The organism is Vibrio sp. Y42_MX_L11 (assembly GCF_024181785.1).
Taxonomy (GTDB): domain Bacteria; phylum Pseudomonadota; class Gammaproteobacteria; order Enterobacterales; family Vibrionaceae; genus Vibrio; species Vibrio diabolicus.
Map to the genome: position 1 here is coordinate 1 of NZ_JAMZAP010000001.1, position 24,656 is coordinate 24,656.

General features: G+C 44.1%; 20 protein-coding genes and 1 pseudogene. 10 read left to right on the forward strand and 11 right to left on the reverse strand.

The window, feature by feature from the left end:
* The 8 genes and pseudogenes from NL643_RS22770 to thrS all read right to left on the reverse strand — a co-directional run.
* Nucleotides 1–1,923: pseudogene (locus NL643_RS22770) on the reverse strand (RND family transporter); the annotation flags it as partial.
* Between the two features lie 245 nt (nt 1,924–2,168).
* Nucleotides 2,169–2,957: a TetR/AcrR family transcriptional regulator gene (locus NL643_RS00010; protein WP_005395898.1), complete on the reverse strand. Its 789-nt coding sequence runs from the start codon at nt 2,955–2,957 to the stop codon at nt 2,169–2,171.
* Nucleotides 2,958–3,445: 488 nt separating this feature from the next.
* The gene (locus NL643_RS00015; protein WP_046874836.1) at nt 3,446–4,255 is read right to left on the reverse strand and encodes a helix-turn-helix domain-containing protein; all 810 of its coding nucleotides are present in this window, start codon (nt 4,253–4,255) and stop codon (nt 3,446–3,448) included.
* A 354-nt stretch (nt 4,256–4,609) separates the two neighbouring features.
* On the reverse strand, nt 4,610–4,927 hold the full coding sequence (locus tag NL643_RS00020; RefSeq protein ID WP_005377919.1) for a heavy metal-binding domain-containing protein: 318 nt from the start codon (nt 4,925–4,927) through the stop codon (nt 4,610–4,612).
* A 189-nt stretch (nt 4,928–5,116) separates the two neighbouring features.
* Nucleotides 5,117–5,470, reverse strand: a complete 354-nt coding sequence (gene rplT / locus NL643_RS00025; RefSeq protein ID WP_004727974.1) for a 50S ribosomal protein L20 — start codon at nt 5,468–5,470, stop codon at nt 5,117–5,119.
* 40 nt (nt 5,471–5,510) lie between these two features.
* Nucleotides 5,511–5,705 (reverse strand): 50S ribosomal protein L35, encoded by a 195-nt coding sequence (rpmI, locus tag NL643_RS00030; RefSeq protein WP_005377932.1) that lies wholly within the window; start codon nt 5,703–5,705, stop codon nt 5,511–5,513.
* Nucleotides 5,706–5,826: 121 nt separating this feature from the next.
* The gene (gene infC / locus NL643_RS00035; protein WP_074191168.1) at nt 5,827–6,378 is read right to left on the reverse strand and encodes a translation initiation factor IF-3; all 552 of its coding nucleotides are present in this window, start codon (nt 6,376–6,378) and stop codon (nt 5,827–5,829) included.
* 3 nt (nt 6,379–6,381) lie between these two features.
* Nucleotides 6,382–8,310, reverse strand: a complete 1,929-nt coding sequence (gene thrS / locus NL643_RS00040; protein ID WP_005395892.1) for a threonine--tRNA ligase — start codon at nt 8,308–8,310, stop codon at nt 6,382–6,384.
* Between the two features lie 423 nt (nt 8,311–8,733).
* On the opposite strand from thrS, the gene NL643_RS00045 reads away from it, so the two are divergent.
* A complete protein-coding gene (locus tag NL643_RS00045) occupies nt 8,734–9,711 on the forward strand; it encodes a DUF3187 family protein (protein WP_253643690.1) in 978 nt (325 codons plus the stop codon).
* Between the two features lie 6 nt (nt 9,712–9,717).
* Here NL643_RS00045 and NL643_RS00050 read toward each other — a convergent pair whose 3' ends face one another.
* Entirely contained in the window at nt 9,718–10,461 is a 744-nt protein-coding gene (locus NL643_RS00050) for a sporulation protein (protein ID WP_046874834.1), read from the reverse strand.
* 247 nt (nt 10,462–10,708) lie between these two features.
* On the opposite strand from NL643_RS00050, the gene hutC reads away from it, so the two are divergent.
* From hutC to NL643_RS00080, 6 genes are all read left to right on the forward strand, one after another.
* Nucleotides 10,709–11,416, forward strand: coding sequence for a histidine utilization repressor (hutC, locus tag NL643_RS00055; protein WP_046874833.1), 708 nt, complete (start codon nt 10,709–10,711; stop codon nt 11,414–11,416).
* 129 nt (nt 11,417–11,545) lie between these two features.
* On the forward strand, nt 11,546–12,796 hold the full coding sequence (hutI, locus tag NL643_RS00060; protein ID WP_253643691.1) for an imidazolonepropionase: 1,251 nt from the start codon (nt 11,546–11,548) through the stop codon (nt 12,794–12,796).
* Between the two features lies 1 nt (nt 12,797).
* Nucleotides 12,798–13,808: a formimidoylglutamase gene (gene hutG, locus NL643_RS00065; protein WP_253643692.1), complete on the forward strand. Its 1,011-nt coding sequence runs from the start codon at nt 12,798–12,800 to the stop codon at nt 13,806–13,808.
* 73 nt (nt 13,809–13,881) lie between these two features.
* A complete protein-coding gene (gene hutU / locus NL643_RS00070; RefSeq protein WP_005395885.1) occupies nt 13,882–15,579 on the forward strand; it encodes a urocanate hydratase in 1,698 nt (565 codons plus the stop codon).
* 11 nt (nt 15,580–15,590) lie between these two features.
* Nucleotides 15,591–17,126 carry a histidine ammonia-lyase gene (gene hutH, locus NL643_RS00075; RefSeq protein ID WP_253643693.1) on the forward strand — a complete coding sequence of 512 codons (1,536 nt, stop codon included), beginning with the start codon at nt 15,591–15,593 and terminating at the stop codon, nt 17,124–17,126.
* Between the two features lie 336 nt (nt 17,127–17,462).
* On the forward strand, nt 17,463–18,188 hold the full coding sequence (locus tag NL643_RS00080) for a DUF3581 domain-containing protein (protein ID WP_005395883.1): 726 nt from the start codon (nt 17,463–17,465) through the stop codon (nt 18,186–18,188).
* A 110-nt stretch (nt 18,189–18,298) separates the two neighbouring features.
* Here the strand turns inward: NL643_RS00080 and NL643_RS00085 are convergent, their stop codons facing one another.
* Nucleotides 18,299–18,760 (reverse strand): isoprenylcysteine carboxylmethyltransferase family protein, encoded by a 462-nt coding sequence (locus NL643_RS00085; protein ID WP_253643694.1) that lies wholly within the window; start codon nt 18,758–18,760, stop codon nt 18,299–18,301.
* Between the two features lie 73 nt (nt 18,761–18,833).
* Nucleotides 18,834–21,869, reverse strand: a complete 3,036-nt coding sequence (locus tag NL643_RS00090) for an FAD-binding and (Fe-S)-binding domain-containing protein (protein WP_253643695.1) — start codon at nt 21,867–21,869, stop codon at nt 18,834–18,836.
* 264 nt (nt 21,870–22,133) lie between these two features.
* Here NL643_RS00090 and NL643_RS00095 point away from each other — a divergent pair, with 264 nt between their 5' ends.
* The 3 genes from NL643_RS00095 (at nt 22,134) to NL643_RS00105 (ending at nt 24,596) form a co-directional block, all read left to right on the forward strand.
* A complete protein-coding gene (locus NL643_RS00095; protein ID WP_005395880.1) occupies nt 22,134–22,814 on the forward strand; it encodes a DUF3334 family protein in 681 nt (226 codons plus the stop codon).
* 209 nt (nt 22,815–23,023) lie between these two features.
* Complete coding sequence (locus NL643_RS00100; RefSeq protein WP_005395879.1) at nt 23,024–23,719, forward strand: DUF2786 domain-containing protein; 696 nt, start codon at nt 23,024–23,026, stop codon at nt 23,717–23,719.
* Nucleotides 23,720–23,936: 217 nt separating this feature from the next.
* On the forward strand, nt 23,937–24,596 hold the full coding sequence (locus NL643_RS00105; protein WP_005377956.1) for an OmpA family protein: 660 nt from the start codon (nt 23,937–23,939) through the stop codon (nt 24,594–24,596).
* Nucleotides 24,597–24,656: the final 60 nt, after the last annotated feature.

Consider the following 24,656-nt stretch of genomic DNA (forward strand, 5'->3'; position numbering starts at 1 on the left):
TGCTGACGGAAGAAACCAGCTTCAAAGCTGGGATCAAAAGAAAGCAGAAAAAAGCGAACCGTAGCAACAGCTACCTTTCGCAAGTCCTTGCAGGGCAAGGGGTTTCGTAATCTTTCCCTGCATCAGTGATGGACTAGAAGCAACAACATCATACTGAGGCGCGTTTTCGTTAAACCATTGGTAAATACGATTTTCCAAATCAACAAGCTCGACGCTGCCCAAGTTCTCCACGGTGAGAACCATCTTGATTGACGACTTATCAACATTAATTTGGTTGTTCAAATCTAAGCCATACGGTAGTGACATTTCATAAAGCAGCAGATATTGAGCTGCTAATTCTCTGTCTTGAGGGAGCGAGTAATAAGCCTGATCATCTCCATGCATGTTCTTGTTTAGACGCTTATAAACATCGCTCAAGGTCGCAACATGGTCCGTTTCTGGCTGCAACCTTAGCCAGTCAGTAAATTTACCCACGGTATTGAGAAAATTAGGATCCGCAATGCCCTGCGATTCGTTAGTTTTTATCGCGATACTGATGTTCGCCATGCCACTGATTCGCTCTTCCATAAAATCAGCCGCTCGACGAAATTCATTGCTATGACCAAAATATTCGACGGATTCATCGTTGACTTTATTCAGCGGAATCAAACTCGCACTCGCGACAATAACAAGCACAGACAACGGCAATAACGCATGTCGCTTTGACACCACGAAATCCCCTAAGTGATCCATAAAGTGCTTTCTTTCATCAGCAGTGTCTGACTTCATCCTAACAGGAAGGATATGAAGTAACGCCGGAAGTAATGTGATGGACAGGAAACAAGCAATCATGACGCCAAGGGCTGATAGGTTGCCGAAATCTCTCAGAATTGGAGAATCCGACATATTCATCATTAAAAAGCCGATCGCGGTGGTAATGGAGGTAATCAGGATGGGCATGAAATTGAGCGCAATACTTCGTTCAATAGAATGGGCTTTACTAAAGCCGTTTTGCATTGACTGACGCATCGTCGCTATGATGTGTACACAGTCGGCGACGGCAAGCGTCATCACCAAGGTAGGCACATTAACTGTCGCCGTGCTTAAGAACATACCAGCCCATCCTGATAATCCCATTGTCACCATAACTGAGCCGATAATAACGATGAGTGTCGCGATGACGCTAAGCAATGAGCGCAACATGAGAGTCAGGAAAACCAATATCACTAGTAGCATGGTCGGCACTAGCGTCGCGCTGTCATCTTGAGCTGCAGTCATAAACGCGTAGTTCATTGCAATAATACCGGCTTTGTGGAACTCAGTATCCGGGTACACTTGCTGATAACGCTCAATCATTCCGTTTATGTAGGCAACCACTTCTTGTACTTCAGCGGTTTTATCGACCTCAGGGAGTTGGACCGTAATATTCACGACCGTGACATCCCCTTTTTCGGAAATCAGTGAACTTTTCAAAACCGGCTCACTCAACGCAATACTTTTGACTTTCTCGATTCGCTGAGGCGTCAATTCATATTCGCTATACAGTAAATCTTCGACAAGAAGATCATCTTCAAACGCTTCGGTATGCTGGTAGTTGGCAAGGGAATCAACACGGGTGGAGTATGGGACTTGCCACGCCTCGTCAGTGATCTGCTGAATAAGAGATAAGGTGTTAGGAGTAAAAACAGTGCCACTTTTTGGCGCTATGACCAAAGCAAGACTGTCAGATTTTGCAAAGGTAGTCTGAATTTCATCAAACGCAAGTAACTGCTCATTTGTTCCATCAAAAAAGATGTCGTAATCCCCTCTAAAGTAAAGATTTTTTCCTCCAATAGTTGCTATAACAATCAATAAAACGGTAGCAAGCACAACCAACACACTGTAATTCGTTGGTAGCTTGACCCAGCTCATTCGGGCTTGTTGTTGAACGTTGTGATGTGGCATCACACTCTCCTTTTGTGACGTTTCGTCAAATTTAAAAACTAAAAAAACAGCGAATGCTGTGATAACCAGATAACTTCAACATATAAAAATCAGATCGAATTTATTTGGTTATATAAGTTAGTTTTTGAGTAACTTCCTATACTTCTCGAGATCGGTAACTTGAGTACCAATTTCTATTTTTTGACGATTCGTCACAATGGTGTAATAAAAAAGCCAACTAAAATATTAGATGGCCTCTATAACGATTAGCGATTCACAGACTCTAAATAAGCAAGCTCCTCGCTGAACAATTCCTGTTCCACTCGACGCCACGTTTTACGGTAATCCCACTCTGTCGATAAAGGTGACCACCCTAAACCATCAAGTAACATATTCGCGTTATGCAGTACTGAGAATGGATCTTGAATTCGCTGAATACATCGACTGTTCGATGCATTTTGCGCTAGAGCGTTTGAACCGAAGGCAATAGACCAGTTAGCAAATACGATGGCATCAGAACCAATTGCGGGAGAGAACTTAAGGTCTCCACATTCCACCGCATTATTCACCAACGCATCAGCACCATCTATTACTTGTTCTTCTAAGTTGTTCAATTCATTCACACGCTTAGGCGAAGCTTTCTCTAGGACCCAAGGCGTCTTTGCAACAATCGCACAGGTTGATAGTACAGGCTCCATACGAGCGTAAATACGATAACCTACATGCATAGCAATGATTTTTTCTCTGGTATTGCCATTGAACTTAGCGGTACGTTCGAAAAATATTGCCTCGCTTCTCAGCGAGTGAATACAAAGCGCAAGAATCACATCTTCTTTGCTGCAAAAATGATTGTAGATCGTTCCCTTCGAGTAAGGGCTTGCCGCTGTGAGCTTGTCCATCGTTAAGTTGGCAAAGCCTTGCTCTTGAACCAGAGACTTAGCCAATTGAATAAGCTCTATTTCACGATCAGCAATCGCCTGTTGTTTTTTAGTTAGCCCTGAAGACGTACGACATCCGTCTTGCTTGCTATCTTTTTTACAGCGAAAGTTAAACATAATCCTTTGATCCGTATACCAACACACTCCCAATAATTGTAACACGATTCTTGAATACAGGAACGCCACTAAATTTGACGAACCGTCATAAATGACACTTCGTCATAATAGATCAAAAAACAAACATTGCAAGTGTGAATTTATAGCTAACCGAAAAATAAGCTTTAATTATATATAACCAAGTAACATCAAGATGCTTGGTTCAGCGAGAATGATTTGATTGTAAGGAAAGGCTAGAGTGGAGTGCGGGGACATAACCCCAAAAATCAGAACCTTAAAAATTGGACAACGAGTGATATTGAAATGATGTTATTCAAAAAAGCCCAAAACACTTAAAGTTTGGATTCAAAACAGCAACTGATAGATGCTCTATTTACAAAGTGTGCTCTGTCTTGGGCTTTTCTTTTACTGCTTCCTTTCAATATTAGAGCTGCAAAACTCAATAACATAGTGAGAAAGCGATTCTCTTTAAGTAAAAGACTGAATTTCTAAATCGAGAGGCTTGGTTTATCACCTGCAGATGCAATGGCATAACGAATATCGTCAATAAATCGCCCTTCTGTCTCGATAATTCCATCAGAGAATGTGACTGGTTGATGTGGCCCTGCAAGTAGAACAATATTAGTAAAATCAGAGACGTTGAAGTTCTCTGCCACAACATTTTGGGAATGAAAATCGATAACCGTTTTTGCGACTTGATCTTCCAATTGCAAAAGCTGCTCTTCGGTAATTTTCATGCGTGCCAAAGCCACACGAACGCATTTATCGTGGGTTGTTGTCTGTTCTTTTATGATTTCCGTATATTTATCATTGAGCTTGGAGTTTTCTGCATAGCTGTAATATAACGGCCCGTGCAACGTTATATTTTTATCTTCATCAACGTAAACAAGATCCAATAACTCCAAAGCTTTTAGGTAATCAGACATGCTCTGCTCAGACAAATCATACTTTTTCTTTAAAATGGAATATCCATCTTTGCCTCGCAGCATTCTCAATTCACGATAAAAATCGTAAAGATGGGGAAATTGAAAAAAGACTTCATCTTGCGTACGGCTAAAGTAATCCTCGTCTTCACCTTGTAATTGATTCGCAAGCTTTTGTAGCTCATCTAACGTGCAATCAACAGCTCTACAATATTCAAGCAGTTTATCCAAAGCGAGATTTGTGCTTGTTAAGTGTCTCTTAAAAGTGGACAGCGGCATGCCCATTTTCTCAGATAGCTCTCGATATGTTAGCCCTTTTGTTTTAATCGCTTGGCGTAATGCGGCTAGCAAGTATTCGGGAGTCAGATCTCTCATCTACAATTCCTTTTGGCAATGTTACAGCTGTATAGTATTTGTAACAATTTAGAACCGCTTGGCAAGGTATAAGTTCATATTTTTATAAGAAAAATATGAATTAATATATCGAAATCAAAATTCACAAGATAAATGGAAAATTCAATATGAATTCAATTTCATTATGAATATAAAATGATACACAAAACAAAAGTGAAGCAATTACTCTAAATTATTGGGATTAATTTTAATGGTAACGTAAAGTTAAGAATATAAGCCTATTCGCTCTGCGAAAATCTAGAATAATTAACCTAAAAAGAAAAAACGAAAAATGAATAAAAATTCACCATTCCTAGCAACGCTTTTCCTCGTATATTAGTCCGCAAGTTTCACTGCAGTACCAAATGCCAAAATTTCCGAAGAACCATCTACGATTGAGCTCGTGGTAAATCGAATCCCTACAATCGCATCTGCACCTTTGGATTCAGCATCTGCTACCATGCGCTGTATAGCAATATCACGCGCGTCGGTCATCATTTCCGTGTAACCACGAATTTCGCCGCCAACAATGCTCTTGATACCCGCCATGAGGTCACGGCCAATATGCTTTGATTGAACAACATTACCAGTTACAACCCCTCTGATTTCAGAGATCTGCTTGCCTGGAATGCTTTCGGTCGTTGTGTAGATCAATTTTAATCCCTTATAAACGTAAAAATTTATACCCAAGCTACCTTATAACTAACATAAGATGCTAACCAATAAGTTGAGAAGACTGATAAACAATACTCTAAATAGCCAAGCTAAAAGTCATTTGGGTATATATTTTAGCAATAAAAAAGGAGAGCTAATGCTCTCCTTCTCTTAATCCTAAACTGCTAATTAAAGAGCAGCTTTTGCTTTTTCAACTAGAACTGCAAATGCAGCTTTGTCGAATACTGCGATGTCCGCAAGGATCTTACGGTCGATCTCGATAGATGCTTTCTTAAGACCGTTGATGAAACGGCTGTAAGATAGACCATTTTGACGAGATGCCGCATTGATACGTGCAATCCATAGTTGACGGAATTGACGTTTCTTAGCGCGACGGTCACGGTAAGCGTATTGACCAGCTTTAGTAACTGCTTGGAAAGCTACGCGGTAAACACGTGAACGCGCACCGTAGTAACCTTTAGCTTGTTTTAGAACTTTCTTATGACGTGCACGAGCTTGTACACCACGTTTTACGCGAGGCATTATGCTTCTCCTAAACTAAACGATTGATAACTAAAAAGAATTAAGCGTATGGCAACATACGGATTACTGCAGCCACTTCACATTTTGGAAGGATTGCATTCGGACGTAGTTGACGCTTGTTCTTAGTAGTACGCTTAGTCAGGATGTGACGTTTTGTAGCGTGCTTGTACTTAATACCACCAGCAGTTTTCTTAAAACGCTTAGCAGCACCTTTGTTGGTTTTCATCTTAGGCATGATGAATAACTCCGCATTGAGTAGGTTTAATAAACAACGTAATTAGGGCGAACAAAACCCAGCCGTTATGCCTTTATCGAAAGGAAAGCGACTAGGTTTTAATTACTTGATGAGCCGTTAATTACTTCTTTTTAGGGGCTAGCACCATGATCATCTGGCGACCTTCAATCTTCTTAGGGAAAGATTCAACTACAGCAAGTTCTGCAGTATCTTCCTTAAGACGATTTAGAACGTCAACACCGATGTCTTGGTGTGCCATCTCTCGGCCACGGAAGCGAATTGTTACCTTCACTTTGTTGCCTTCTTCAAGGAAACGCGTCAGGTTGCGTAGTTTTACCTGATAGTCTCCAATATCAGTTCCAGGACGGAATTTTACTTCCTTGATCTGGACCTGCTTTTGCTTCTTCTTCTGCTCTTTAGCAGTTTTGCTCTTCTCGAAGAGGAACTTACCATAGTCCATCACACGACAAACAGGTGGCTCGGCGTTAGGACTGATCTCAACGAGATCCATACCAGCTTCTTCAGCAGCTGCAATGGCTTCTTGAATCGATACAACACCAACTGATTCACCGTCAGCGCCTGTTAGTCGAACTTCACGAATACCACGAATTTCACCGTTGATACGGTGCGGGTTTTGTTTTACCGGCTGTTGGCCACGTCTTCCGCCTTTAATAGCTTATTCCTCCAGATTGAGCTTACGGCTAGAGATCTCGTCTTGGATGTATGCAATAAAATCATCCACTTTAAATTTACCAAGATCTTTACCTTTACGAGTACGTACTGCAATTTCGCCAGCTTCCATTTCTTGGTCACCAACAACAAGCATATACGGTACACGCTTCAAAGTATGTTCGCGGATTTTAAAGCCAATCTTCTCATTTCTCAAGTCCGCTTTAGCTCTAATTCCACTTTTTTGTAGTTTTTGTACTATTTCTTGAACATAACCTGACTGTTTATCAGTAATGTTCATAAGAACTGCTTGTTCTGGCGCCAACCAAGTTGGGAAGAAACCAGCATATTCTTCGATAAGGATACCAATGAAGCGCTCTAGTGAACCTAGAATCGCACGGTGAATCATTACCGGTACAAGACGTTCGTTATTTTCACCTACATAAGTAGCGCCTAGGCGACCTGGTAGGTTGAAGTCTAGCTGGACAGTACCACACTGCCAAGCGCGGTCTAGACAATCGTATAGTGTGAATTCAATCTTAGGACCGTAGAACGCACCCTCACCTTCTTGAATTTCGTATGGGATATCCATCGATTCAAGAGACTGCTTCAATGCTTCTTCAGATTGATCCCAGATTTCATCTGAACCTACACGTTTCTCTGGACGAGTAGACAGTTTCACTACGATGTTGTCGAAACCAAATGTTTGGTACGTATCGTACACCATCTTGATGCAGTTTGTTACTTCTTCTTGGATTTGGCTCTCAGTACAGAAAATGTGAGCATCATCCTGAGTAAAGCCACGTACACGCATAATGCCGTGTAGTGCACCAGATGGTTCGTTACGGTGACATGAGCCGAACTCAGCCATACGTAGCGGTAGGTCGCGGTACGATTTTAGACCTTGGTTGAAGATCTGTACGTGACCTGGACAGTTCATTGGCTTAATTGCGTATTCACGGTTCTCAGAAGAAGTTGTGAACATTGCATCAGCGTATTTATCCCAGTGACCTGAGCGTTCCCAAAGAACACGGTCCATCATTAGCGGACCTTTTACTTCTTGGTAACCGTACTCATCTAGCTTAGCGCGGATGAATACTTCCAGATCACGGAAAATAGACCAACCATTGTGATGCCAGAACACCATACCCGGTGCTTCTTGCTGCATGTGGAATAGGTCTAGTTGCTTACCAATCTTACGGTGGTCACGCTTCGCCGCTTCTTCTAGGCGAGTTAGATGCGCTTTCAGTGCTTTCTTATCGTGGAAAGCCGTACCGTAGATACGTTGAAGCATTTTATTGTCGCTGTTACCACGCCAGTAAGCACCTGCCACATTCAATAGGGTGAAGTGTTGACAGAAGCTCATGTTAGGAACGTGAGGACCACGACACATGTCGATGTATTCTTCATGGTGGTAAAGACCTGGACGATCATCACGAGATACGTTTTCGTCTAGGATTTCCACTTTGTATGGTTCGCCACGTGATTCAAACGTATCACGCGCTTCCTGCCAGCTTACTTTTTTCTTAACAACTTCGTACTTGGTTTTCGCTAGCTCTTTCATACGCTTTTCAATCTTTTCAAGATCTTCTTGCGTTAGAGACTCATCTAGGTCGATATCGTAGTAGAAGCCGTTGTCGATGGTTGGACCAATCGCCATTTTAGCTTGTGGGTAAAGCTGCTTAAGAGCGTGACCAAGAAGGTGAGCACAAGAGTGACGAACGATTTCTAGACCGTCTACTTCATCTTTTACGGTGATGATTTCAAGGCTTGCGTCTTCTTCAATTAGGTCACACGCATCAACGCGGTTACCGTTTACACGACCAGCGATCGTTGCTTTTGCAAGACCAGGACCGATCGATTGCGCAACTTCCATAGTAGAAACTGGGTTGTCAAATTGACGCTGACTGCCGTCAGGAAGAGTAATAATAGGCATGCTATGTCCTTTACAGTGGTGTTGCACACCAAGCAACACATGTTATTCAAATTAGAAGCTATTTGTTGAAAATAGTTGAGAGTCAATAAAGGCCTCTCGGTAACACGAATACCGGACCGTTATCGAAAGTGGGATTGTACCTAGCTCACATTTAGATTGCAAAGCGCGATTTTGTTTTATCATAAGAACTTAACCTCAACCCTCGTGGCAACAACTCGTGGCAACAATCTGATGATTCTTCTTAAGGGCTCACATCACTTGTAAACAGAGTTCCCCCCTCCCAATAGAACTTGAATACACAACTGGTATAATAGTTCCTGATACATATTAACCAACACAGGACCCAGCACACCTAGTTCCACCTCAAAGTGCAATTTAGGTATATAGTTGTTTTATTGAGTAGTTTGCATGTAGGTGTTCATCATGATCTATTTCAAATCTCGCTTTATGGGGCTTCTAAGCACTTCGATATGCTGTGTACCAGCCATGGCATCAAATGACCTGTATGGGCCGCTACGTTCTTACGCACAATCTCCGATGCAAGTGGTTAGCCATACCAATATACTGCGCTCAGGGCATAGCCTTCCCTCTGATTTTGTCGAAACCTATGGCTCAGGAACCGTGGCCAGTGTTTGGGCTCATACTGATGAATACGCACTGGATTATTACCACAACCAAATCGAAATTGGCAGCAAGTGGCAAATCAATAGCAGTTGGCAATGGGAACTCAATTATCGGTGGGTTTTTGCCGCTGATAACCATTTAGATGGACTGACTAAAAGCTTCCATAACCTTTTCGGTATCGGACAGAATGGCCGAGACAAAGTAGACAGAGATCGTTTTTACATATCAATGCCGCAATATGATGTGCTAGAAGATGATTTCGAAGGACAAACGCTTGCCAACAACTTATCTACTTATTTGCAATATCAAGTGTTTCAGAATAAACATCACGGCCTATCTATTGGTGGCAGCTTATATTTTAATGATGTTGCTCACGGGACTTTTCAAGGCAGTAATTTCGAGCAAGGTTTCCAACTAAATTACAGTTATTTAAGTGACGCCCACGCATTTTATTCGATGGTTGGCATGACTTTTCGCTCAGATGATCGCGCCTTGCTGGATCTCCCCTATCGGCATAATACGATTGCCGTTGCGGCTGGGTACCGTTATGCGTTGGAAGATAACCACCACCTGATGTTTGAATACCATTGGTATCAAGGCTCAACAGAAGGACCCGCAGAGTTTGCTGATGCCTCTAATGAACTGGTATTAGGCTATCGATATCTAATGGAAAACTCCGCGCTTGAGTTTTTAGCCGTAGAGAACGCACGAAACATGGATAACAGTACCGATATCGCTTTCACAATAGGATATCGGTACATATTCTCATCAAGTTGATGAGAACTATAGATTTAGCGTTGGTGCAACCGCGGCAGCGACTTGAGCATCAGTTGCATTGATCGGCAACGTAAACGAGCGATACTGGTCCCCAGCCAAGCTGAGCGAACGGTCAACCTCCGCCAAACAATGCATGACCTGCCCTTCCAGAATAAAAGAAAGCTCAATTTCTTTTGATGAGATAAAGCCGTTATTTCGGAACTCTAGCTCTTGATAAATTCCAGAGCGAGAAGCAAACGAGCCACCGCGCAAAAAGCCTTTTTCAACATCGGCTTTAACCATAGTGAAGCCAGCTTGCTCGATCGCTTGAATAACCCGAGATGCTACTGGTAGTGGTTTCACTTCAATATAGTCACGGTCACGCGGGTCAATCGCAAAATCAATATCTAACGTCGTTTCAACCCAAACATGGCATTGATTCTTAAGTGCGCTAACCGCAGTAATTGGCGTTTCATCATGCAGTTTTAGCTCAAACGGAATCTGCTTCTCTTCATTAGGTTGAATCACAAAGGGGTCTACCGCCTTCAGCTGATCAATAGTGAACGTTTGGTAACTTACGCTATCATCCACTTCGACTTTCATCTCTGTGTTCAACTTAATAGTAATAGCATCAATTTGTTGTTCGACGTCTCCGCCTTTGATATGAACATGCCCTTTCAGCGTCGCTCCTTGAAACACGCTCATTTCGTCTAAAATCGTATCTACTTTTGCAGAACCGATCCCCAGTGATGCTTTCAATTTTTTAAACATGTTTTTCCTTTTTAACGACTTTTCTTCTAATAATCGTTTGTTTACACAATTGTTTTATACTCTGCAAGCAATAGACCACAAGAAAATGTTCGAATTCCATCATCAATCCAAATAATACTCAGCAGCAAGAGTCATTCAGCCCCACAATAGGATTGTTCTGTCACTAAGTGGAGCATTCGTCTAGAAATGTTTGCAATTTGTACCTAAATTAAGCAGTATTTGTATAGTCAAATAAAAGGGAATCATTATGTCTGCACCACTCTACATTCAAATCAAACAATTTATCCTCGATAAAATTGATGCTGGAGAGTGGATAGTCGGTCATCGTATCGCCACAGAGATTGAGCTTACCGAGCAATTTGGTGTCAGTAGAATGACAGTGAACAAAGCAATTCGGGACTTAGTTAATGAGGGCCGATTACAACGTCGCCCACGCTTAGGTACGTTTGTGTGTGATCCTGGTGAAAAGTCAGAATCTCCTCTGTTAGACATTCGAAACATTGCCGAAGAAGTCAGCGACCGAGGGCGACAATATAGCAGTAAAGTGCTCAAACAAGTTGCCATAAAAGCAGATGACAGCATTGCGACAAAACTCGGCGTCATGCTTGGCACAACGGTGTTTTACAGTGAAATCATTCACTATGAAGACCAAACGCCTATTCAATTAGAACTCCGCTGGGTGAACAGCCAATATGCCCCGAGTTATTTAAATCAAGACTTCACACAAATCACTCCGAATCAATACCTGTCAGATAATTGCCCACTCAACGCTATTGAACATACTGTAGAGGCAATTGTGCCTGACGGCCGTATTAAGCAAGACTTAAAAATGCAAGCCAATGAGCCTTGCCTTCTCTTGAATCGCAGAACGTGGAGCCAAGATAAGTTAGTCAGTACCGCCCTACTTTATCACCCTGGTAACAAATATAAGCTGAGCTCAAAAGTGCTCATTTAATGACAATATCGGTCCTCTAGATCTACGTTTTGATCACATTTTAGCAACATCAATCTTGTCAGTGTTCTTATTTTGCTCTATTTATTTGTATATACATTTAATGATACAAATAAACACAGGGACACAAACATGGATTTGCTGATTGAAAACGCACGTCTGGTCACCATGCAACCGGGAGAGCGCGGTTATCTGCCTACGTCTCCTGCTCGTATTGGCATTCAATCTGGAAAAATCGTTGCGATCAGCACCTGTGCAATTGGTGAAGACGAACCGCAAACCGAGTCTCTGCTGTCTGCCCAACATTACGCTCAGAGTATCGACCTTCAAGGCAAGTTAGTTCTGCCAGGTTTGATCGACTGCCACACTCATCTTATTTATGCGGGCAATCGTGCCAACGAATTTGAAATGCGCTTAAACGGCGTGCCATATCAAGAAATTTCCAAACAAGGCGGTGGGATACTTTCAACGGTGCATGTGACGCGTTCAGCAACCGAAGCGCAATTAGTTGAGTTAGCGTTGCCACGTTTAGACGGGCTACTCGCGAGCGGCGTCACTTCTGTCGAAGTGAAATCAGGCTACGGATTGACACTGAATGACGAAGTAAAAATGCTCCGTGCAGCCAAGATGCTTGAACAAGAGCGCAAAGTTAAAATCACCACTACACTTCTTGCCGCTCACGCCATTCCGCCTGAGTTCCAAGGCCGTGCAGATGACTATATTGAGCACATTTGTCAGGACATAATCCCTGTTGTCGCAAAGGAAGAATTAGCCACGAGTGTCGATGTTTTTTGTGAATCGATTGGTTTCAATCTTGAACAAACAGAAAAAGTGTTTGTAGCTGCAAAACGCCACGGCTTAAAGGTTAAAGGGCATACAGAGCAACTTTCGAATCTCGGTGGTACAGCCCTCACTGCGCAATACAACGGTCTGTCAGCGGATCACATCGAGTTTTTAGATGAGCAAGGTGTTAAAGCACTTGCTCGATCAAACACCGTCGCCACTCTATTGCCTGGCGCTTTTTATTTTCTAAGAGAAACTCAGTTACCACCGATTGAGTTGTTGAGAGAGCATAACGTGCCGATGGCAATTGCTACGGACGTCAACCCAGGTACATCACCGTTTTCTGATCTCACACTCATGCTGAATATGGCGTGCACACTATTTCGCCTTACGCCGCAAGAAGCACTGCGTGGCGTAACGCAACATGCAGCCAAAGCTCTGGGTTATCAAAACTCACGTGGCACCATCAAAGTAGGGTTTGATGCGGACTTCTCTATCTGGGATATCGAAAGTCCTGCAGATTTAAGCTATCAAGTCGGAGCAAAACGTCTGGTAGGTCGTATAGTAAATGGTGAATACATTTCACACGGAGGCCAATAATATGTCTCAATTCGACTTACACTCTCCCCTATTTCATTGGCAAGGCCGTCATGATGCCGAGGACGGCAAACTTGGTCAGCGAATTCATCACGTGGTTCAACGCCAGAAAGCAGATGAGTTAGGGGCAGTTGCGCATGGCGTCTCATTACTGGGTTTTGCTACCGACGCTGGCGTAGCCAGAAACAAAGGACGCATTGGTGCGAAAAAAGCGCCAGATTTAATCCGACGAGCACTCGCTAATTTAGCATGGCACCAAGACGTCCCACTATATGACTTAGGCACCGTGGTGTGCGAAGACGACTTACTGGAAGAGAGCCAATCTCTATGTGCGGCAACCATTTCAAGCGCACTACCTCATACGCCTGTCATCGTGTTAGGTGGCGGGCATGAGATTGCGTGGGCCTCGTTTTCCGGCTTAGCGGAGTATTTTAAAGCACACCATCCAGAAAAGAAGCCTAAAATCGGTATCATCAATTTCGATGCGCATTTCGACTTACGCGCATTCGAGAGCAGCATCGCCGACATCAGACCAAGCTCTGGCACCCCCTTCAACCAAATTCATCATTTTTGCCAACGTAACGATTGGGACTTTCATTACGCTTGCATCGGTGTAAGCCGCAGTAGCAACACTAAAGCGCTATTTGAAAAAGCAGATGCGTTAAATGTTTGGTATGTAGAAGACAATCAGCTTTGCTACCTAAACCACAGTTATCACTTAACCCAGCTTCAACATTTTATTGACGACTGCGACTACCTCTATTTGACCATTGATCTGGATGTATTTCCTGCGGCAACCGCACCTGGGGTGAGCGCCCCTGCGGCTCGAGGAGTAAGTTACGACACAATTGCACCATTTTTAGATCGAATTCTTCATTACAAAAATAAGCTCATGCTGGCTGATATCGCCGAATACAACCCTAATTATGACGTCGATAGTCAAACTGCACGCTTAGCTGCCCGTTTGTGTTGGGATATCGCCAACGCGATGGCGGAAAAGCAACACAAACCATAACGCATCCTAGATGCCACTTATTATTACGACCAAGCAAGTACTTGGTCATCACGAGAAACTAAAGGAGTCTGAAATGACACAGCGCCAGGGACAAGATCCACGACTTGATACAAGCAGAACAATTCGTGCACCTCACGGAGATAAACTGCGCGCAAAATCTTGGCTAACCGAAGCCCCTCTTCGTATGCTGATGAACAACCTCGATCCTGATGTTGCAGAACATCCACATTCGCTGGTTGTATATGGCGGCATTGGCCGTGCGGCACGAAACTGGGAATGTTACGACAAGATTGTTGAAGTACTTGAAAGACTCGAAGATGACCAAACGCTTTTAGTTCAATCAGGCAAGCCTGTTGGTGTTTTCCCTACCCATAAAAACGCCCCACGCGTGCTTATCGCAAACTCAAACCTCGTTCCTCATTGGGCAAACTGGGAACACTTCAACGAGCTCGATAAACAAGGCTTGATGATGTACGGCCAAATGACCGCTGGCAGCTGGATATACATTGGCTCACAAGGCATCGTCCAAGGCACATACGAAACATTCGTGTCTGTTGCGAAAAAGCACTTTGACGGCGAAGCAAAAGGCCGATGGATTCTAACTGGCGGTCTTGGTGGTATGGGTGGTGCTCAGCCTCTAGCTGGTACGATGGCGGGCTTCTCCATGATTGCGGTAGAGTGTGATGAATCGCGTATCGATTACCGCCTACGTACAGGCTATGTCGATAAGAAAGCGACATCTTTAGATGAAGCGCTTGCTATCATCAAAGAATCGGACACACCAGTATCGGTTGGTCTACTAGGTAATGCAGCAGACGTTTTCTCTGAGTTGGTAGAACGTAATATCACGCCTGATGTAGTAACAGACCAAACATCTGCACACGACCCGCTCAATGGCTACTTACCACAAGGCTGGAGCATGTCTCACGCTGCAGAAATGCGTTTGCAAGATGAAGCAATGGTTGTTAAAGCAGCCAAAAAATCCATGGCAGTGCAAGTTCAAGCCATGTTAGAGCTACAAAATCGCGGCGCCGCAACACTCGACTACGGTAACAACATCCGCCAGATGGCCTTGGAAGAAGGCGTAGAAAACGCATTTGATTTCCCTGGCTTCGTTCCAGCCTACATTCGCCCTCTATTCTGCGAAGGTATTGGTCCTTTCCGCTGGGCCGCTCTCTCTGGCGATCCTGAGGATATCTATAAAACCGACCAAAAAGTAAAAGAGCTAATTCCAGATAATCCACACTTACATAACTGGCTAGATATGGCGCGCGAGCGCATTCAGTTCCAAGGTTTACCTGCACGTATTTGCTGGGTTGGTCTTAAAGATCGTGAGCGTCTTGGTCAAGCATTCAACGAAATGGTGAAAAATGGCGAACTTAAGGCGCCTGTTGTCATTGGTCGTGACCACTTAGACTCTGGCTCCGTAGCAAGCCCGAACCGAGAAACAGAAGGCATGATGGACGGTTCTGACGCCGTATCAGACTGGCCACTATTAAACGCACTACTCAATACGGCGGGCGGCGCAACTTGGGTTTCACTGCACCACGGTGGTGGCGTAGGTATGGGCTTCTCGCAACACTCAGGTATGGTTATCTGCTGTGACGGCAGTGAAGATGCCTCAAAACGTATTGCCCGCGTGCTGCATAACGACCCAGCAACAGGCGTGATGCGTCATGCTGATGCGGGATACGATATTGCTAAACAATGTGCAGCAGAGCAAGGGCTAGATTTGCCAATGCTCAACGAAGAACTGAAGAAGCTCAAGTAAGGATGAAAGAGATGTTAAATTTAACGCTAAAGCCAGGTCATATTAGCTTAAACGAACTACGCCAAGTGAGCCGTTCACCAGTCAACCTTACTTTGGATCCTGAAGCCATTCCGGCCATTGAAGAAAGCACACAGGTCGTAGACCGAGTCATCGCGGAAGATCGAACGGTTTACGGAATTAACACTGGTTTTGGACTATTGGCTAACACACGAATAGCACCAGAAGATTTAGAAACACTGCAACGCAGTATCGTTCTTTCTCATGCGGCAGGTATCGGTGAGTTTATGTCAGATGAAACGGTTCGTCTGATGATGGTATTAAAAATCAATAGTCTGTCTCGTGGTTTTTCTGGTATTCGCCTAAAAGTCATTAATATGCTGACCGACCTAGTTAACGCACAAGTTTACCCTTGCGTACCTAAAAAGGGCTCTGTCGGCGCATCAGGTGACTTAGCTCCTCTGGCCCATATGAGCACAGTATTACTAGGTGAAGGACAAGCTCGTCACAACGGTAACATCATTTCTGGGCAAGAAGCGTTAAAAATCGCAGGTCTAGAACCCATTACTCTGGCGCCGAAAGAAGGCTTAGCGCTGCTAAATGGTACCCAGGCATCAACAGCGTTCGCATTAGAAGGTCTGTTTATCGCGGAAGATCTTTTCGCTTCGGCTACAGTATGTGGCGCAATGTCTGTCGAAGCCGCTCTCGGCAGCCGACGTCCATTCGATCCACGCATTCACCGTGTACGTGGTCATCGCAGCCAAATGGACGCAGCACTGGCCTACCGTCATCTATTGGATACATCAAGTGACATTGGTGATTCGCATACTAACTGTGAAAAAGTGCAAGACCCGTATTCGTTGCGCTGTCAGCCTCAAGTAATGGGGGCGTGTTTGCAGCAAATCCGCAACGCTGCAGAAGTATTGCAAGTAGAAGCAAACTCCGTATCAGATAACCCGTTGGTGTTTACTGAAGATGACGACATCATCTCTGGCGGTAACTTCCACGCTGAGCCTGTTGCAATGGCAGCTGACAACCTAGCACTGGCGATTGCTGAGATCGGCAGCCTGTCTGAACGTCGTATGGCATTGCTTATCGATAGCGCATTATCAAAATTACCACCGTTCTTAGTCGATAATGGTGGTGTGAACTCTGGTTTCATGATTGCCCAAGTCACCTCTGCTGCGCTAGCAAGCGAAAACAAAACGCTCGCTCACCCAGCGTCAGTAGACAGCTTGCCAACATCAGCAAACCAAGAAGATCACGTTTCAATGGCAACCTTCGCGGCTCGCAGATTGAAAGAAATGGGAGAAAACACTCGCGGTATTCTAGCGGTCGAATACCTATCAGCAGCACAAGGCCTAGACTTTAGAGCACCAAACAAGTCCTCTGAGCGTATCGAGATTGCCAAACAAATGTTGCGTGAAAAAGTATCGTTCTACGATAAAGATCGCTACTTTGCGCCGGACATTGAACAGGCCAATACTCTGCTTAAGCTGGCTATTCACAACACGCTCATGCCAGAGAGCCTGTTACCAAGTGTTCAGTAATCCAGCATTACTAGCACTTAACCTAAAAACCGGATGATAACTTGAAGGCTCCACGTTTCGCGTGGAGCTTTTTTATCTCCTCATTAAACGTATTCCTAGCGATCTTTATGAACACTTGCATATTGTTATTGCTATACTTTTAAAAATAGCCGACGTAATAAAGTCGCTGTTATTGCTTTCACAAATAAAAGCGTTGCTAAAGTATGCGTTTTTAACGATTTATCCGCCGAAATAGTGTCTTATTGTTAGGATACGGTGAAGTTTTCACTGGATGGACCATTGCTACGCAGATATTCGCATATAATCCCACACAGTTTTGGTTACTACGTAAAAATTATGTTTCTAACACCTTATTTTTCAAACACTAATCACCAGTTTCAGTTCACTCGCGAACAAGCAAGCCACTTTGCAAAACGTGTCGCAGGTGACTACAACCCAATCCACGATGAAGACAACAAACGCTTTTGTGTCCCTGGGGACTTACTTTTTGCAGTGCTTCTTAGTAAAGAAGGCGTCAGCCAAAAGATGCGTTTTAACTTCTCTGGCATGGTAAACGATGGTGTAGCACTTCATATTGAAAATAAGTGTGAAAAAGAAAGCGCCGTTGTTGACGAGGCAGGTAAAGAATACTTACACATGTCCCGTGAAGGTGAGACTAACCACGATCCCGCATTTATTGAGCATGTCGTAACAAATTACGTGCAATTCTCTGGCATGAACTTCCCTCACATCATGGTTCCTCTTATGGAAGAGAAGCAAATGATGATCAACTGCCAACGTCCATTAGTTATTTATGAAAGCATGGAAGTTGAATTTTCACGCTTAGACCTTACGCATCCTGAAGTGGATTTCACTGGCGCAACGTTCGACGTGGAAGGCAAACGTGGGGTAGTCACCTTAAACTTTGCGTTCAAAGAAGACGGTGAAGTCGTTGGCAAAGGCATCAAACGCATGGTTGCAAGCGGCTTGAAACCATATGACCAAGAAGCGGTTGACGACCTTGTACGCCGCTTTAATGAACGTAAGGATGCATTCCTAGCAAAGTTCGTTAAGGCAGCCTAGTCGACTGCCCTATCAGAAGCGCACAAAAAACGTGTTTACTAAAAGAAAGCCCAACGTCGATCGTTGGGCTTTCTTTTTACTTCTTATCCAAATGAAACCGAACTCGACGCTCAAATCCAGCGGCGGACGTGGTTTTTGTAATCCACATACTCTTCACCAAACAATCGCTCTAGAACACGTTCCTCAGGCTTGATTTGAAACCGATTCATATAACTGACAAATATCACGCCACAAAGCACCACACTCAAGTGCTGCCACCACAAACCAGTTGCTATGATTAGAAGCAATAATGCCGTGTACATAGGGTTGCGTGAAAAGGCAAACACACCAGTTCTTACAACAGAAGATGCCGCTTCAGGTTTTACTGGGTTCACTGTGGTTTTTACTTTGCGAAATTCATACACACCAGCAATGCCCATGTAACCAGACAACAAAGTTAATACACCTACTACAAATTCAACAAAGGGTACTCGAATGTTCATGCTCGGCGTCAAAACTTTAAGTCCGTACATCAAAAGTATGACTAACAAAAACACCACAACAGGTGGGACTTTGAGTTCAAGTTTTCTCAAGATTCATATCCTTTGAAAGGGTCTAAATACGGTTTCTAAAAAGCTCAGTAAAACTGGGCTTGATTTAGCCCGATTACAACAAAGTTAACAATGCTTGAACGGGATGTTTGGGCTTTGTTCCTTCAAAGCGTTTCACTTGGCTGCGGCAAGAGTAGCCAGTAATCAAACATCTCTCGTTATTTAACTTATCTAGGTTTGGCTTCCAGCTTAAATTGTAAATGTCTTTCGACATCGACAACTTATCGACCTCGTGACCAAACGTACCCGCCATACCACAACAACCAACCGGTACCGTATTTAAAACCGCACCAAAGTGAGCAAAAATAGCGCCCCACTCTTTTTCCGCATTCGGCATTTTGGTTTTTTCAGTACAGTGCGCAAACAGATACCAAGGTTCCTGCGCCTTATGCTCTCCGCTTTCAAACGCTTCTAGTCTTGGGTAAAGCCATTCGTGGGCCGTTAGTACATCGAAATCACCTCGCTTACTGCCAAGTACTTCAGCGTATTCATCTCGATAACACAGCACCAATGCAGGGTCGACACCAACTAATGGAATATCCAAATCCGCTACCATCGCCAAGAACTTCGCTGTATCGGCTGCTGTATCCTTAAACTGACGTAGAAAGCCTTTAATGTGTTGTGCTTTACCATTCGGCTTAAATGGCAGAAGCACCGGATGCATGCCCAGCTTTTTCAATAATTTAACGAAGTCTTCTACAACATCGGCGTCGTAGTAGCTAGTGAATGGGTCTTGAACAATTAAAACATGCTTGCTCTTTTCAGACGAAGACAAACCGCTGAGCGCTTGCAGATCATAAGGCGTTGTCAGCGACTCTACTCGCTGTTTCAATGTAGGTACTGATAACAACGGCGCATCGACATACCCAACTGTTGAAGCCGTTAAGCTCTTGACCCACGACTGCTTCAAAACACCGTTTACGACACCTGGCGCTTTCGCCATCATCGGCAGCATAGTCTCTATGTTCGCAACCAGATAATCTTTTGCTGGACGTTGGTAACGAGAGTGATAAATGTTTAAAAACCGTGAGCGGAAGCTCGGAACATCGACTTTAATCGGACACTGGCTCGCACACGCTTTACACGCTAAACAACCATTCATCGCTTCATACACTTCGTGGGAGAAATCGTATTCGTGACGACGATTGATAGAATGACGTACACGGTCAATCATGGTTTTGATTGATGTTTTTTTTTCTAGCGTTTGCTTTTCTAAGTCAAGAATATCAATACCTTGCTCAGTAAGCTGACGCAGCCACTCGCGAACCAAACCCGCACGACCTTTGGGTGAATGACGACGATCGGCTGTTACTTTCATCGATGGACACATTGGCGAGCTGGTATCGTAGTTAAAACACAAACCGTTCCCGTTACACTCCATCGCTTGCTTAAAGCTGTCACGTACTTGAACGTCAATCTGACGATCGAAGTAACCACGTTTGGTATCGGTAACTTTTACTAACTCTGCATCGCTATCAAGCGGCGTACAGATTTTGCCCGGGTTCATTTTGTTGTGTGGATCGAATGCCGCCTTCACACGTCTCAGCTCAGTAAACAACTCATCACCGAAAAACTCAGGGCCATATTCTGAACGGAAACCTTTGCCGTGTTCACCCCACATCAAACCGCCGTATTTCGCCACCAGCTTAACCACTTCATCAGAAACTTCGTGCATCAATGCTTCTTGGTGCGGGTCACACAGATCCAACGCAGGACGCACATGCAGCACCCCGGCATCGACGTGGCCAAACATGCCGTAATTCAGAGACTTGCTGTCTAACAGCTCTCGAAACTCTACAATGAAGTCTGCCAGGTTTTCTGGTGGCACACAGGTATCTTCAGCGAATGCGACCGGTTTAGCACGACCTTTTGCTGCGCCTAACAAACCCACCGCTTTTTTACGCATGTTGTAAATACGCCCAATGCTCGCTACATCGTTACAAACCTGGTAGCCGATGATGCCCGCTTCTTCTGTTTCCAGCATGGTATCGAGCTTGGCGGTCAGCGCTGCAACCTGCGCTGCAACTTCTTCTTCGTCCTGACCCGCATATTCCACCATATTGATGCCAAGCATCTCTTTATTTGGAACATCGGTAAGCAAATCACTCACGGTGTGCCAGACGATATCTTGCTTCGCGAGATTAAGCACTTTCGAGTCAACGGTTTCTACAGATAGCGCTTTCGCTTCGACCATCAACGGTGCATTACGGAGCGCAGAGTCAAAGCTGTTGTATTTAACGTTAACCAAAGTACGTGCTTTCGGAATTGGCGTCAGATTTAGCTTCGCTTCGGTAATAAATGCCAATGAACCTTCCGCACCACACAACACTCGTGTGATCTCGAAACGATCATCGTCTTCATCTAGCGCGTTCTTTAAGTCATAGCCCGTTAGGAAGCGGTTGAGAGGAGGAAATTTATCCACGATCTGCTGGCGTTTTTCACGACATACGGATTCCGTCACTCGTAGCGCCTTGGCAGCAAACTCGCCTTCTTTGGGGTAGCCGTTGGACAGATCTGATTCTAAAACTGAGCCATCAGCAAACACCGCTTGTAGCGACAAAACATGATCGGATGTTTTTCCGTATTTCAGAGAACCTTGACCAGAAGCATCGGTGTTGACCATGCCGCCAATCGTTGCACGGTTACTGGTAGATAAGTCTGGAGAGAAGAAGTAGCCATAAGGGCGAACAGCGTCATTTAACTGGTCTTTCACTACACCAGTTTGTACACGAACCCAGCCTTCTTTCTCATTAATCTCAAGTACTTTGTTCATGTGGCGAGACATATCCACCACAATACCTTTGGTTAGCGACTGACCATTGGTCCCTGTGCCGCCACCACGAGGTGAAAAGGTAATTCGTTCGTACTTTTCTTTATTGCTCAGTTTCCCGAGGAGAGAAACATCTTCTGTCGTTTTGGGATGAACGACAGACTGAGGAAGTTGCTGGTAAACACTGTTGTCAGTGGCAACCGCGAGTCGGCTTGAATATTGGCTTTCGATATCACCAGTGAATCCGGCGTGCTCAAGCTCTTTCAGAAAACTAAGAACAAGAGGATCGACATCAGTTTGCGAGTGTAATCTTGGTAACATTTGCTTCCTGCCCCTACGACGCTGAATCCGATCAGCTGCGGGTTATGTAATTATTTGCTCACTTCTCATACAAGTTGGCGTTCAGCGAAACAAAACACCACAAAAGAGTAAGTGAAGTAATATTCTTTGAATTTCGTCACTTTACAACATTTAAAAAGACGAGCAAATCAGAATCTCGATACAATAATTAAACTTATGCTTTATTTTTTCACGCTTGATGCCTTACATTGGGGAACGAATCGCGTTTCTAGATGAGTTTTCAGAATGAAAAAAAATAAAATTGTGACCACTGAAGATATCCTTCTCAAACTTTGCCAGTCTGTTTCTGGCGTCCTAACTTCGGCGACATCTTCTCAAGTAAATTACTCTGCAATGGTGCAAAAAATCCACAAGACTAGCCTCAAGCCAGATTTTGGCTGTTTTGTTCTGTTTGATGGCGGGTTTACCGGGCTGGTCGTAATTAATTTTACGGCAAAAGCCGCATTAGAGATCTACACCAACTACATGCGTAATATGGGTATGCCAGAAGAAGAACTGGCAATATCTCATACTTCTGACGAGGTGGGAGATGTTCTGGGTGAGCTAATGAACCAACTGGTTGGAGATTTCACCAATAAAATTCGTAAAGAGCTGCAAACGAACATCACACAAAACCAGCCCAAAATGATGGCGCTGAATAAGCAAGTCATCTTACAAGTTGACACCAACCTTGACCGCCCTCAAGCTCGCCGAGTGACGTTCTCCACCGAAAACAACAACATTTTCTATCTAGAGTTGGCGATGGACAAAACTGAGTTCATCCAACTAGAAGAGTTTGAAATCGCAGAAGACGAAAATCCAGACGATATTTTAGAAGCAACACGTAAAAATATGGCTGAGAAAGAATCTAAATCGTCGGGATCAAACGATGATGCCGATGACTTGCTCAACCAGCTCGGATTGTAATTCCAGCTAATCTTAATGAAGAATGGCTTCTTAGACACAAGTACGACTTCATGCTGATTATGACGAACTAAAACGCCTAGCCTCGCCTTCTGCGGGGCTTCTTTTTATGCCCACAAACCACCTTCACTCCCACCTTGTATTTCGTTTTTATGTCAAAAAAGGTAATATGTCTGACTTCATAAATTTTCTGCTTTCGTTACTGGTTGTCGATGGATAAACAAAAAGCTCTGAAAAAAATCGCCAAGTGCTTAGAACTGGGCAATTCCGCTAATGTTAATGAGGCTGCCAATGCTATCAAAATGGCACATCGCCTCATGCTCAAATATGGTCTGGATAAAGACGATATTGAGTTTATCAGAATGGGGAAAACACAGTCTTCCCACCTACTACCAGCGAATATCAGTTCTACCATATTGCGAGTGATTCGCGGCATTAACACTAAATTCGGTGTTGAAGCGGTGTTGTTGAATCACAAAGGGCTCAAACGTGTCGAGTTTATCGGTGAAGCAGATCGCGCGATTTTTGCTGCATTTGCTTTCGATATTATTTATCGCGAGATGAACGAAAGTACCGGACAATTCCGAAATAGCTTCGCAGGTACGGGTACCTCTTCTCAAGAAGTGACTCGCCGCGTGAACTCATTTGTATCTGGCTGGGTAGAGGGTGCGATAGAGAAACTTCCAGTCATTTCTCCAGACGAAGAGTCGGCCAACAAAATCAATGATTATATTGATAAAGAATTCCAAAACATTGACCGCGAAACCTTCAAGAAGCAACTGAAAGAAGCGATGAAAAACCTAACCGAAGACTACGAAGTGGGCTTGAAAAAAGGTAGAAGAGTCTCCGTTAACCGTGGTGTTGGCGGCGAGCAAGCGCGTAAAATGTTGGGCAATCCATCTAAATAACCAGAGCAGCAATTGATTGACGTAGGTTCCAATATTCCAATGTTATTGGGACCTACTTTTTGAAGTTGTGATAGTAACGATAAGAATTTTCTTACAGAAACTCTTATCAATCTTACTTTCTCATAACAAATATCAATGCTTACTTATTCATAATTTGCATCCCATTATGAGGCATGGTTTCGCCTCAGTTTTATACGGAGATTTTCCCTTGAAAAAGATGCCTATTGCACTAGCTCTAGTGCTAGCTCTTACTGGCTGTCAAGCCACTCAACGCCAAAATGCAACAACGGGTGAATACGAAACTAACTCAACCACGCAAGGCGCGCTTATTGGTGCTATCGCTGGTGCAGCAATCGGTCTAGCAACGGGCGATGACGCTAAAGAACGTCGTCAGCATGCACTCATTGGTGCGGCCGCAGGCGGAGCGACTGGCGCTGGCGTTGGTTACTACTTTGACCAACAAGAAGCAGAATTGCGTCGCGCTTTGCTAAACTCTGGTGTACAAGTTCAGCGTGTTGGTGAGAACCAGCTTTTACTGCGTATGGAAAATGGTATCGGCTTCTCTTCAAGCTCTTACCAGCTTGATGCTAGCATTCATAATACGCTACGCGGTGTTGCTCGCATCTTGGTTGAATACCCAGATACCAGCCTTGTTATCGACGGTTACACTGATAGCACGGGCAGTGAGTCATACAACCAAACGTTGTCTGAGCGTCGTGCAGAGTCCGTACGTCAATTCCTAGTATCTCAAAACGTTGCACCTGGTCGTGCAATTGCACGTGGCTACGGCGAACGTAACCCAATTTGCTCAAACCAAACTTCTGAAGGTCGTGCGTGCAACCGTCGTGTTGAAATCCAGATCTTGCCACTGAAGTAATTTGGTTGCACCATAGCGGTAATAATAAAAAATTACCGGAGCAGGCCTAACCATAATCGT

What these genes read in the sequence shown, in the direction of transcription:
- NL643_RS00010 (WP_005395898.1), bottom strand. Translation starts at nt 2,957, where the DNA reads ATGTTTAACTTTCGCTGTAAAAAAGATAGCAAGCAAGACGGATGTCGT.
- NL643_RS00015 (WP_046874836.1), bottom strand. Translation starts at nt 4,255, where the DNA reads ATGAGAGATCTGACTCCCGAATACTTGCTAGCCGCATTACGCCAAGCG.
- rplT (WP_004727974.1), bottom strand. Translation starts at nt 5,470, where the DNA reads ATGCCTCGCGTAAAACGTGGTGTACAAGCTCGTGCACGTCATAAGAAA.
- rpmI (WP_005377932.1), bottom strand. Translation starts at nt 5,705, where the DNA reads ATGCCTAAGATGAAAACCAACAAAGGTGCTGCTAAGCGTTTTAAGAAA.
- thrS (WP_005395892.1), bottom strand. Translation starts at nt 8,310, where the DNA reads ATGCCTATTATTACTCTTCCTGACGGCAGTCAGCGTCAATTTGACAAC.
- NL643_RS00045 (WP_253643690.1), top strand. Translation starts at nt 8,734, where the DNA reads ATGATCTATTTCAAATCTCGCTTTATGGGGCTTCTAAGCACTTCGATA.
- NL643_RS00050 (WP_046874834.1), bottom strand. Translation starts at nt 10,461, where the DNA reads ATGTTTAAAAAATTGAAAGCATCACTGGGGATCGGTTCTGCAAAAGTA.
- hutC (WP_046874833.1), top strand. Translation starts at nt 10,709, where the DNA reads ATGTCTGCACCACTCTACATTCAAATCAAACAATTTATCCTCGATAAA.
- hutI (WP_253643691.1), top strand. Translation starts at nt 11,546, where the DNA reads ATGGATTTGCTGATTGAAAACGCACGTCTGGTCACCATGCAACCGGGA.
- hutG (WP_253643692.1), top strand. Translation starts at nt 12,798, where the DNA reads ATGTCTCAATTCGACTTACACTCTCCCCTATTTCATTGGCAAGGCCGT.
- hutU (WP_005395885.1), top strand. Translation starts at nt 13,882, where the DNA reads ATGACACAGCGCCAGGGACAAGATCCACGACTTGATACAAGCAGAACA.
- hutH (WP_253643693.1), top strand. Translation starts at nt 15,591, where the DNA reads ATGTTAAATTTAACGCTAAAGCCAGGTCATATTAGCTTAAACGAACTA.
- NL643_RS00080 (WP_005395883.1), top strand. Translation starts at nt 17,463, where the DNA reads ATGTTTCTAACACCTTATTTTTCAAACACTAATCACCAGTTTCAGTTC.
- NL643_RS00090 (WP_253643695.1), bottom strand. Translation starts at nt 21,869, where the DNA reads ATGTTACCAAGATTACACTCGCAAACTGATGTCGATCCTCTTGTTCTT.
- NL643_RS00095 (WP_005395880.1), top strand. Translation starts at nt 22,134, where the DNA reads ATGAAAAAAAATAAAATTGTGACCACTGAAGATATCCTTCTCAAACTT.
- NL643_RS00100 (WP_005395879.1), top strand. Translation starts at nt 23,024, where the DNA reads ATGGATAAACAAAAAGCTCTGAAAAAAATCGCCAAGTGCTTAGAACTG.
- NL643_RS00105 (WP_005377956.1), top strand. Translation starts at nt 23,937, where the DNA reads ATGCCTATTGCACTAGCTCTAGTGCTAGCTCTTACTGGCTGTCAAGCC.